Source organism: Epilithonimonas sp. (assembly GCF_032054305.1).
Taxonomy (GTDB): Bacteria; Bacteroidota; Bacteroidia; order Flavobacteriales; family Weeksellaceae; genus Epilithonimonas.
Window position 1 is genome coordinate 32,274 of record NZ_DAMBSX010000003.1, and the last position, 11,807, is coordinate 44,080.

General features: G+C 34.6%; 9 protein-coding genes and 1 tRNA gene. All 10 read right to left on the minus strand.

Annotation, left to right across the window (positions count from 1 at the left end; translation table 11 throughout):
• Position 1: 1 nt before the first annotated feature.
• Positions 2–1,171 (minus strand): glycosyltransferase family 87 protein, encoded by a 1,170-nt coding sequence (locus tag RTX21_RS07050; RefSeq protein ID WP_312766375.1) that lies wholly within the window; start codon positions 1,169–1,171, stop codon positions 2–4.
• A gap of 67 nt (positions 1,172–1,238) precedes the next feature.
• Entirely contained in the window at positions 1,239–2,051 is an 813-nt protein-coding gene (locus RTX21_RS07055; protein ID WP_312766377.1) for a 2,3,4,5-tetrahydropyridine-2,6-dicarboxylate N-succinyltransferase, read from the minus strand.
• A gap of 229 nt (positions 2,052–2,280) precedes the next feature.
• Positions 2,281–2,820, minus strand: a complete 540-nt coding sequence (locus tag RTX21_RS07060; protein ID WP_312766379.1) for a C40 family peptidase — start codon at positions 2,818–2,820, stop codon at positions 2,281–2,283.
• A 221-nt stretch (positions 2,821–3,041) separates the two neighbouring features.
• Entirely contained in the window at positions 3,042–4,325 is a 1,284-nt protein-coding gene (locus RTX21_RS07065) for a HAMP domain-containing sensor histidine kinase (RefSeq protein WP_312766381.1), read from the minus strand.
• A 12-nt stretch (positions 4,326–4,337) separates the two neighbouring features.
• A complete protein-coding gene (locus RTX21_RS07070) occupies positions 4,338–5,015 on the minus strand; it encodes a response regulator transcription factor (protein WP_312766383.1) in 678 nt (225 codons plus the stop codon).
• Between the two features lie 273 nt (positions 5,016–5,288).
• The gene (locus tag RTX21_RS07075; protein ID WP_312766384.1) at positions 5,289–7,229 is read right to left on the minus strand and encodes a hypothetical protein; all 1,941 of its coding nucleotides are present in this window, start codon (positions 7,227–7,229) and stop codon (positions 5,289–5,291) included.
• 706 nt (positions 7,230–7,935) lie between these two features.
• Positions 7,936–9,261: a hypothetical protein gene (locus tag RTX21_RS07080; RefSeq protein WP_312766385.1), complete on the minus strand. Its 1,326-nt coding sequence runs from the start codon at positions 9,259–9,261 to the stop codon at positions 7,936–7,938.
• A gap of 356 nt (positions 9,262–9,617) precedes the next feature.
• Positions 9,618–11,114: a hypothetical protein gene (locus tag RTX21_RS07085; RefSeq protein ID WP_312766386.1), complete on the minus strand. Its 1,497-nt coding sequence runs from the start codon at positions 11,112–11,114 to the stop codon at positions 9,618–9,620.
• Positions 11,115–11,332: 218 nt separating this feature from the next.
• Positions 11,333–11,406, minus strand: a tRNA-Ala gene (locus RTX21_RS07090).
• 120 nt (positions 11,407–11,526) lie between these two features.
• Positions 11,527–11,754, minus strand: coding sequence for a DUF2007 domain-containing protein (locus RTX21_RS07095; protein ID WP_027385066.1), 228 nt, complete (start codon positions 11,752–11,754; stop codon positions 11,527–11,529).
• Positions 11,755–11,807: the final 53 nt, after the last annotated feature.

Below are 11,807 nucleotides of genomic sequence, written 5' to 3' on the forward strand. Positions count from 1 at the left end.
TTCAATCTAATTGATAATCTTTCTCAAAATCTTTTGTCAGCAATTCATACATCACTCTGAACCAAATCAATATACAAGGAATCGCTTTTGTAGAATATTTGATAAAAACTTCTTCTTTGATGAATTTTGGAAATAAATCTGAAAATGCAAAACAAGTGAAAATCATCACAAAAATCAATAATCCAATATCAATTTTCGACCAATTTTTCTGCATCAAAAACCAAATCATGACACCAGAAATAGCAATAATATAAGTCGGACTTTCTGAGCCTGAGCTGAAAAGTACCACAAATAATAATGTTGAGGACAGAATCATCATTTGAAATGGCAAAAATTTGAACTGTTTCGTTCTGATGTAAGGCAACATAAACAAAATAAATCCTGGCACTAAAAAGATGAGATTAGAAATGCTCGCATCGCCTAAAACTCTTCTTACAACTCCCATTAACGAATAATCCTGACGTGTTCCCAAAGCTTGATTTTCCAAATTTTTGCCAGATAAAGAAGTGTACCAGTCAAAATAGGATTGAATTCCAAATTCTTTACTGGAAATCAACATTGGCAGAACAAAAAACAAGACCGAGATAACAACCAATGAAATAATGAACTTAGTTTTATTTTTAACAAAGAAAAAAGCGGAAAGTCCTACAATTCCATAGATTTTTACAAAAACGCCGATGAGAATTGCGAATGCAGATTGAGTTTCTTTTCTTTCATATATGTAGATTGCAGACAACATCAATAATCCTGTCAAAATAATATTGAACTGAAAATAAGCGGCGGCTGTGATGAATTCCTGAAGACAAAGCCAGGCGAAAAAGGATTTTTTGGCATTGGAAAAAGGCAACTTATAAATTGCATAAAGAAACACCAAAGTGATGGCAATGTTCCAAAACACAGCTCCAAAGCCATCTGGCATCATTGCAAAAGGCGCAATTAGCAAGCTAAAAAAAACGCCATAATGATTACTGTCGAAAAACAGGTCGGGATATTGCGAAAATATATTTCTTTCCTGTAAAGTATTATAAAATACGCCTTTGAAAATCAAATAGTTGTTATAACCGCCTGTTCCTCTTTTATATTTGCTGCAAGCTGTTACTGCTGCAACAATGATATAGATTATAAAAATAATCCTGTAATCTGATACAAATCTTAAAAATTTTTGTTTCACAAATTAGCTATTAGCATTAGATAACTGCCCATCAAATATGACAGGCAGTTTTTATTTTTTCTAAATCCTAAACCGCAACATTATTTTCTCTCAACGCATCATTCAAGGATGTCTTCTTGTCTGTAGATTCTTTTCTTTTTCCGATTATCAAAGCACAAGGAACCTGATATTCTCCTGCTGGAAATTGCTTGGTATAACTTCCGGGAATCACAACCGAACGTTCCGGCACATAACCTTTCATTTCGACTGGCTCAGATCCTGTAACGTCGATAATTTTTGTGGACATTGTCAAACAAACATTCGCACCTAAAACAGCTTCTTTACCAACGCGAACCCCTTCTACAACAATACATCTTGAACCAATAAAAGCATCATCTTCGATAATAACAGGCGCTGCCTGCAATGGTTCCAAAACACCTCCGATTCCTACTCCTCCACTCAAGTGAACATTTTTACCAATCTGGGCGCAGCTTCCTACAGTTGCCCAAGTATCAACCATGGTTCCAGAATCTACATAAGCTCCGATATTAACATAAGAAGGCATCATGATCACACCACTCGCTACAAAACTTCCGTGTCTTGCAATCGCATGAGGAACTACTCTCACTCCTTTTTCTGCATAGTTTTTCTTTAAAGGAATTTTATCATGGAATTCGAAAGGACCAACTTCTATGGTTTCCATCGTCTGGATCGGGAAATACATCACTACGCCTTTCTTCACCCACTCGTTGATCTGCCAGCCATTTTGCGTTGGTTCAGCCGTTCTCAGTTCTCCTGCATCCAGTTTCGCTATTACTTCTCTTACAGCATTCTGATATTCTTCTTCCTTTAATAATTCGCGGTTATCCCAAGCTTTTTCGATTTTCTCCTGTAAAGACATTTTTATTTTTTATTTAAATTTTATTCTAACTAATTCTGATCTATAACAACGAATTGCACGCAGCCCGACCTGAGTGGAGCTCTTTTTCTTTTTGCAAAAAAGAAAAAAGCGGGAACGGAGGGCGGATAAAGCTGCCATAAAATTGATATTATCAGCAACCTGTCCAACAAAAAAGTCCAATAAAAAATTATTGAACCTCATCATTATATCTTGTGACAAAAATAATAAATTATAGAACACTTCTAGCAAAAAGAAATGCTTTATTCCAATAAGCTTCGTTGAGTGATGAAATAATCACACCTTTGGAAGTAGATGCGTGAATGAAAGTGACTTCCCCACTATTCAGGATATCATGTACAATTCCAACGTGAGTAACTGCAGAGCCACCAGCTGTAGCAAAAAATAAAAGATCGCCGGGTCTTGCCTCGGAAATGTTGATCGACCTGCCTTGCTTTGCCTGATCTTGGGACCTTCTTGGCATTTGCAGTTTATTTTCATCGAAAACTTTACAAACCAAACCTGAACAGTCAAAGCCTGCTTTTGTGTTTCCGGCATATTTGTAAGGTGTTCCAAGGTAATTCTCCGCATCATCAAGAACAGAGGCTCTTGTTCCGGATACACTACCTGAATAAGTTGAATTAAGTTTTTTGAGATTTGCAGGTTTGTAAGTGGTTGTCGGTTTTTTGTAGGTATATTTTTTTGCAGATCTCGAAGTTCCACAAGACACCATAAATATTGAGAAAAGTATGAGTAGTACAGATTTTTTCATTTAATTAAATTTAAAAAATAGTTTTTCCTCAATAACACTCATTTTCGATTACCTAACAAAAATAGGACACTTATCTAAATTAAACAAGAGTTTGAAATAAATTTTGAAACCAGATCAGATCCATTAACTCTCAAATTTGACAAGGTGATCTATCAATAGAAAAATTACATCACAAATTTCACATTACAAATATACGACCTGATCCGGAAGATATTTTGAACTTAAAATTTCACAGAAAAAATGTGATCATTGTTTTCAAATCTATAATCAATTGTCCAATTCTGAGATTTACAGATTTCTTTTACAATAGAAAGCCCCAATCCACTTCCGTTATTATCTTTTGAGAATCTTGAAAATCTTTTGAACAGCATGTCCGAGTTCAGCTTTTCTGTCCCGGAATTAGAAACTTCAAATATAGAATGGGTAAGCCTGACACCAATTGACCCATTGGTTGAAGTATGTCTGATGGCATTTAAAATCAAATTGTTAATCAATACTTCTGTCAGTCCAACATTTCCATTGACTTTTATCTGGGGTGAAATTTCGCTGTGGACGGAAATATTTTTCTGCTCAAAATGTTCCTGCAGGATATACATACTTTGATTCAACAATTCATCCAAAAACATTTCGGAATTATCAAATTGATTATTTTCAATTTTTGTCAACAACAAAAGATTTTTATTGATCCTGGAGCTTCTGGACAAAGCCTTGTTCATTTCTTCGGCAATGTGATATTGTTTCTCGGTCAAATCTTCGTTCTGTAAAAGAATGTCGAGCTTGTTTTTTAGAATCGCCAAAGGTGTCTGTAGTTCATGTGATGCATTTTCAGTAAATTCTTTCTGAGTTTTATATACTGAAATATTATGTTCTATCAGTTTGCCTAATGATCGGTTCAGCTCATCAAATTCTGTAACATCTGTTTCTTCAAATTCAATTTTTTTCTGATGATTAAGATTGAAGGTTCTCAATTCATCCAAAGTTCCATGAAACGGTTTCCACACTGATTTTGAAAGTCTTCTATTAAGAATCAGTAATCCACCAACAATTAGAATAAAAAGAATGACCGTGGTTGCGGAGATGAAAAAAATGGTTTCCTGAGTTTCTTCAATATTGGTCTCTATGTTGAAACGATAAGGTTTTTGATTAAGGTAAATCACTTTTGACAGACATCTGAATCTGTCGATATCTTCAAAATGCAAAAATTTGTGTTTTTTTTCAGTGATTGAAACGCTGTCTTTCAGGTTATCATCCTGGTCTATAATCTTAATATTGGTACTCGGCTGAATATCGTTCCAAAGCCTGATGACTTCTATCAGTTTCTGGTCGGATAATTTCAGGCTATTGATTTGGAATGCTGTTTTTTCCGCCACAATTTCGTTATGCTCATCCAACTCGTGTTTCCAAATAGCATCTACAACAAGATAATATATAGGAACACTTATGACCAGAATAATCAGGACATAAATAATGAATGGTTTGGTTGTTTTACTAAGTAAGGGTTTCAAATCAACTGCAAGTTAAGAATTTTCCCATTTATATCCCGTTCCATAGACCGTTTTCAAATAAGATCCGCAACCCGCATCATTCAGTTTTTTCTTTAGATTCTTAACATGCGCATAAACAAAATCATGATTATCGAGCATATCTGCAAAATCCCCTGAAAGGTGTTCTGCAAGTGTACTTTTTGATATGACTTTATTTTTATTTCCAATAAAATAAATCAACAAATCAAATTCTTTTTTTGTCAATGCTATTGTTTCCTGATTCACAGAAACAGTTTTTGCCAAAAGGTCTATTTGCAGTTCATTTTGTTTGATAACATTAGAGTTATTAAATTGTTTCCTGCGAATGATAGAATATATTCTTGCCATTAATTCGGACAAGTGGAAAGGTTTTGTAAGATAATCATCTGCGCCCAATTGCAAACCTTTTATTTTATCGTCCAGTGCATTTTTTGCAGAAACAATTATCACTCCGTCTTGCTTGTTCTGGCTCTTCAATTCTTCCAGAATTTTCAAACCATTGCCATCCGGGAGCATAATGTCGAGAATGATACAATCGTATTGAAAGGTTTCTATCTTATACATCGCTTCATAAAATGTGAAGGCAAACTCACACATGTAATTTTCCTCGGAAAGATATTCTGCAATACTTTTCGCCAACTCGGTTTCGTCTTCAATAATCAGGATTTTCATCAAAAAACTATTTAAATAAAATATGGCTAATTTATATTTTGAATTTAGAAGAAATTTTGAATCACTGTGAAATACTTTTCAAAAAGGTAATTTACAAAATATTGGCGTTGGGAATAATAATATTTTTGAAAAAATTAAGAGGGTAATCAAATATATCTTCTTCCGAACTTACAACAAACTTAAAAACAGCAAAGGGTAATTCCCTTTGCTGTAAAGTTATATAATAGAATTTGTGTGTTTAAAAATTGTATCTCATCAGAATTCACATGAAACTCATAAAGGCATATAAGTAATAAAAATTGTTGATCCGGAATTTGTTTTATAAGTCTGATTACCTGTTCTTGCACATCCTGTTTCCACAGATATCCGGGCTCCCGGATTCAAGATCACGCTTCTGGAAATTTCAGTTGTCCCTCCAGAATTCGCCCACCTATCTCCAATTTTCCATAGATTTTTTCCGCCCATTGACAATTTGGCCCTGCATCCCGATCTTGTATCACTGCTGTTGACCACAGGAATATCATCATATAGAATGATGACTTCCGCTGTATATACTCCCGTCTTCTTTACCTCATACGTTGTATTATTTACCTTTTCAATATAATCTGAATAAATTTTGTTCGGTGTACCTTCAAAAGCCAATGGTCTTTCCACATCATCGGCATTGCGAACAATTACATTATTATTGGTATCGTATAAAACAAAAGAACTGGCTGGTGGTAGCGAACTCTTTTGGACAACCCCATTGTCATCTACCACCAGTACTCTGCCTTCTGTATTACCATTTGGGATATTCCTTAGGCGTACTGTTCCCGAAACATCCAGCTTTTCGGTTGGAGAAGCTACACCAATACCTACAGCACCTGCACCTCCAAAATTCAAATTATTGCCTCCTAATGTTACGGTTCTGTCTCCTGATAATGTTCCATTGCTAGTGTATAAATTAGTGTTGGTATCAATTTCAGACCTTAAAGTTGACATGGATACTTTTTTCCCTGTTCCGTTACTAGTTAAAAGCATGACACGGTCTGTAGTTGCGATTTCTGTTTCAAGAGGTACATTTCTGAGTCTTACATTTCCGTTCACGTCAAGTTTTTCGGAAGTTTCCAATGTTCCCAGCCCAATTCCTACTTTTCCATCGTCTCCAACCGAGAATTGTCTGACATTACTTGTATCTGTAAGACGCATTATAGGTTCTGATGCATCAGTATTACGAACACCCAAAGCTGCATTTTTTGTACCTGGCCCAATGGTAACCTTTCCTCTAATACCAGAATCTCCATTGACTTCCAATTTTTCTGAAGGATTACCAGTAGTTCCGATCCCCACATTCCCATTTCCTTGGAAAGAGAGGTTTTTACCATCCATTGTGATCACCCTATTGGAGGTAAGTGTTCCATTATCTTTATAGATATTGACGTCGCTACTGTCAATTCCTGGTATTTTCTTTACAACACCATTATTATCAATGACCAATATTTTGTTATCTGCAGTTCCATCTTCTACGATTCTAAGACGAGCCGAGCCCCAGACATCTAATCTTTGGGAAGGCTCAATTTCTCCCAACCCTATACCCACATTTCCGGCATCCGTCACCGAGAATTGTCGTATATTGCTCGTATTAGTAAGACGTAATATGAGATCTGACGCATTTGTATTCAATACGCCCAATGCAGCATTCTTAACGGTATTTCCGCCAATGAAAACCCTTTGTCTAAAACGAGCATCCCCTCCATTAACTTCTAATTTTTCTGCTGGAACAACAGTGGTTCCTATTCCAAGATTTCCGTTTCCTGTGAAAGCTAAATTGAAGCCATTCAGATTGGCATTCCTATTACTCGTCAGGTTTCCATCATCTTTATAAATGTTGATATCATTTCCGTTATTACTCGACTCGGAAGAGAATCTGACCCATTTGTTTCCATCAAAATAATAATATCCTTCCTGAGTAACATTTTCTGTTTTAGTGCTAGCAGGGTTTGCCGCCGAGGTTGCATAAACGATTGCCCCTTGTAATTGGCTCGAATACAGTCCATCTTTGGCTCTTAACTCATTTCCAGTCAGTTTTGGGGCGATAAATCCATCTGTTTTAGTCAAATCAGATGGTGATGATAGAACATCCAATGTCGCCTTAGGTTGATTTGTATTAATACCTACTTGCGAAAATGACAAAGTGGATACTAAAACACATAGTGTCATAATAATTTTTTTCATCGTGTGTTTTTTTTAATTTATTATTGTTTTTTTAATACAAGCTGAACCATTCTATTTTAATAATTCAACTCACCAATTAGAATGATATTTTGGCTTGCAAAACAACCAAAATATTAATTTTAATGAAAAAAAAGTACTACTCAATCATTACTTAATATTTATAATATATTGAAAATCAAAAATATATAACCGTGAAAACACAACTTATATTAAACTCAGAAATTCTTAGCCTATAATCATCATGCATGCAAGACAGGAGACAGACTGACATACAGTACACCTTGCGTAGAAATTCTCATAGAAAATATTGTTAAGAAGAATCTTAATCATAAGAGATGATAAGACAATATCTACTGTGAATGACAAATCAGAAAAAGGATTTAACAAAAATTTGATAATTTATCTAAACCAAACCGAAAATGAGATATTTTGGGACACCTCATCAACTTCTTGCCAAGATTTTTATTGACAGAATCCTCTTCCATATACAATTACAAAAAATAAATATCTGAACTTTATTGAAGAAGGTGTGTATTTAAACACATTTGAAATCCTATTAGCACAAAACAATAACATGACAAATAGCTATCAGTTGTTGTCTTGTGCTAATTAATACTTTTAACATTTATTATTTGAGCGTGGCAGACGATGAGCATATAAAAAAACGTCGAAATTTCAAATTAAAATATCATAATTGTATTATAAATTATAATGCTGTAACGCTAAACAGCGCTTTATAATCTGAAACAGTTGCATATGTAAAAGTTGCCGGATAAGAATATCCAGATGTAGCTCCCGACCCTGCATTTGTTGCATCAAGATACACTACCGTATTGAGCGTGTCTCCTGCATTTAAAGAAACCATTCCTGTCACAAGTACAGAATAACGTAAAGTAGATTGTCCAGGGGTAGCCCATCTGATAGTAGCATTATCCATAATATTAACTCCTCCCGATGGAGTTCCATTGGCATTTTTTCTAATTTCGAGGTTCACAGGGTAGAAGAAATTGGATGTATTTCTAGCTGGTGCTGCATTTGGCATTATATAAGAGGTAATTAAGTAAATACCGGTCTGTCCCACTGTATATGTTCCGGAACTCACATCAAACCTTCCATTTGGATCCGTTACAGTTGTATCAAACTTTTGAAAAAACCGTTGGTTAACAACACCTCCAGGAGTTGCCCCATTTTCAATAAGAGTGGTTCCATTTGCTGCACTATTCAATGAGATCGATGCTAAGGTAACGGAAGCTGGATTCACTGCACCCCATTGGGTAACTCCTGCCGCATTAGTCGTAAGAACATAACCGTTAGTAGGCGCGTTGGATGGTAAAGTCAAAGTTCTATTCGAAGTAAGATCCGCAGGTGCCTGTAGAGATATTGAATTGGTTCCGTTTGAAACATTTTCATAAAATTTTACAGAAGAGGCAGTTCCACCGGAATTATTACCGACAGAAATATTACCCGCAACATCTAACTTTTCAGTAGGATTATTTTTCCCGATTCCAATTCTATCATTTGTTGCGTCAACACTCAAAGTATTGTTATCCAAATTAATGGCATCCAGTCCCGTTGCCGTAACGCTAAGTTTGTTTGTACTAGTAACTCCCGATATGGTAGTAGGTTCCGTCAAACTTCCACCTAATTTTATATTATTATTTGATATGGTCACACCATTCTCGGCACTGTAACTAACATTCATTTTTTGCCAAAGGCTACCATCAAAGTAATAATACCCGACAGAAGTAATATTAGTTCTTGGAGCATTGGAATTACCTCCAGAGATGTCGCTTATGTATATTATTGCTGCATTTTGCCCTGTCCCATAGGTAACATTGATATTCGTAAGTTCTTCTCTCGTTAATCTAGGAGCTTGCAAACCATAATGTTGAGAGTAATCTTCAATAACACCTGCTGAATTTCTTTTTGCACTAATATCCATCGTTGACTTAGGAGATTCAGTATTAATCCCTACTTGTGAAAAAGACAAGGACGATATCAAAACAAATAATGTAATAATAGTTTTGTTCATAAACATTTGTAATTATTTTTATATTAAATTTATTATACTAATGATAATTTATTTATAACAATTATTCAAAATCAACCATTATTAAAAACAATAATAGATGTTTTTTAATTTTTCAATAATAACAAAATTTGATTCTTTGAACTAAAAAAGCATTACTTAACCATTACTGTATAGCCACAGATAAACAGTTTTTGTTAAAGAAGAGGAAATTTGTTTAGAATATGAGACATGTAAAAGCCAAGATGTGGCCAGGCTAAAGCTAACACAATTAACGAAACGAACTCAAAGCAAATTGAACAATTCCAGAAGGGAATTTGAGTATAGACTTATTATAGCAAATGATTTAATTTCCAACATCATTGACCTTCGACCAACGACCTCAACCAAACCGAAAAATCCAGATGGGTAGGCAAATCCAATTTCTTACGAATATTGTATCTGTTACTTTCGATCGTTCGTACGGATTTAAAAGTGTAATCTGCAATTTCCTTATTTGAGAAGCCCAGAAAGATATAGGCGCAAAGAGTAAGCTCAGAGCCTCTAAACTTTGGATGTTTTTCCAACAACTTCTCCCGGAAGTCCGGATACACTTCCTGAAATCTTGTCCAAAAATGAGGATTATTTTTTTTCGCCAGCAGGACAATCTCCTCAAAAGACTCATTCACCTTCTGCTGGAGAATCTGTGCCTCCTTCCCTTGTTCGTGAATAATGGATTCTTTTTCGTCCAACAATTGCTTTGTCTGGTGATCTGCTCTTTTTTTGTTTCTTTTCTCAAAAAAATAATAAAGAATAAAGATTGACAACAAAACGAAAAACGCTATAAGCACCTGATGAAATCTCTTAGTGAATATAATCGTTTGCATCTGCCTTTCCCGCTGTATCAGATTTAGAGCAAAATTGATATTTTTTTCATTTTTTTCCGAAATTTCTTCATTCTTCCGCAGATACTCTAACAAGTATTCTTTTTCCTTTTTCTTATCTCCCAACTTCCCATAGAGTCCTGAAATCTCTTTATATACATCCATAAGGGCATTGCTTTCTTGGGGAAATTGAACAAGTTCTTTTTCTGCATGAAGAAAATTTTCGAGAGACTTTTCAAACTTTTGAGAACTAAGATAGAATCTACCCATAGCCGCATAATAATCATAAAGGGGAAAATTTGCCTGATATTGGGTTGATACGCGACGTGATTCCTGGTAGTAGTAAAATGCAGAATCATATTTTTTTGCCTTTAAATAATTATCCCCTTGTGAAATATAAGCCACAGACAATCTTTCATAAGCATCTTTTTCAGGCAACTTTTTCAAAAGAGCCATTTCAATTGCTGTATATTTTTTCATGGAATCAAGGGAATTTAGTTCATAATAGTAGGTAGAACCAATATTCCCATAGGATGATGATAGAAGTTTAATGTATAAAATATCGGAATCTTTATCGCTTCCATTAATAATATTGATTATTTCCCTGCTTAATTTTCGCGATTGATCATATAGCCTTAAGTCATGACTGTTGTTCGCTTTAATTTCAAGCAATCGTAATTTAAGATCGATGTTCGTCTGAGTAAATTTTTCGCTTAATGCTTTTTCAGCATATTTTAAACCATTTTCATACATCCCCAATGTGGAACTGGCCTTACTTATATAATAATAAGATGTAGCAATACCCTGGGAATTATTTATTTTTTTAGCTAAGGCATTTGCTTTCAGACCATACTGCAAAGATTTTAAATCTTCGAAATTAATATATGCATGATCTGATACTTTCAGATATTCGTCAAGTTTTTTTTGAGATGATTGTTGAGCACATACTTTTACACCACAAAATAAAAATACAATAACCGATACCCATTTCATCAGATAATCTTTTTTCACAAAATTAAAACTAAATATTTTTTCAATTTGATCAGTATTTATCATGCTTTTATAAGAGAATAAAAAAATTAAGAGGGCAACTAGTGCCCCCTTTAATCAATAATCGGATTCTATGAACTCGTTTATTTGTATGAACAGAATACAAATTTCCTGCCATAAAATAAAATAAACTCCTGAAAGTCAGAAGTTTAATTGTCATGTGGAGAATACGGGGATCGAACCCGTCACCTTTAGACTGCCAGTCTAACGCTCTAGCCAGATGAGCTAATTCCCCTTTCGTATTGCAATGATACTGATTTTGGAGAATACTAACAAAATTTAATCCATATAAAAAATCGGGCTCAAATAAATTTGGACCCGACTTCTGTAAAACGTAAAATTTAAAAATATGAAATCAATTTTGATTTGATTTTAAATATTCATCAATGATATCAAACGCTCTTTTCTCATCCTTGATATCAACTTTAATAAAAGTGTTGGTTGCAGTGGGAGTCGATAGAAAACTAAGATAAGAATTCTCAACATCACATTTGATCCCTGCATCTTCCAGCTTAGATTTCATAAGCTGGATCTCCTGAGGGCTGCTACTTTCGTAGACAGCTACTCTAGTTGTTGCATCCATAATTTTTGATTTTGATTTTGTTAAAGCAAAGCAATTTATGAAAAAAATATCAA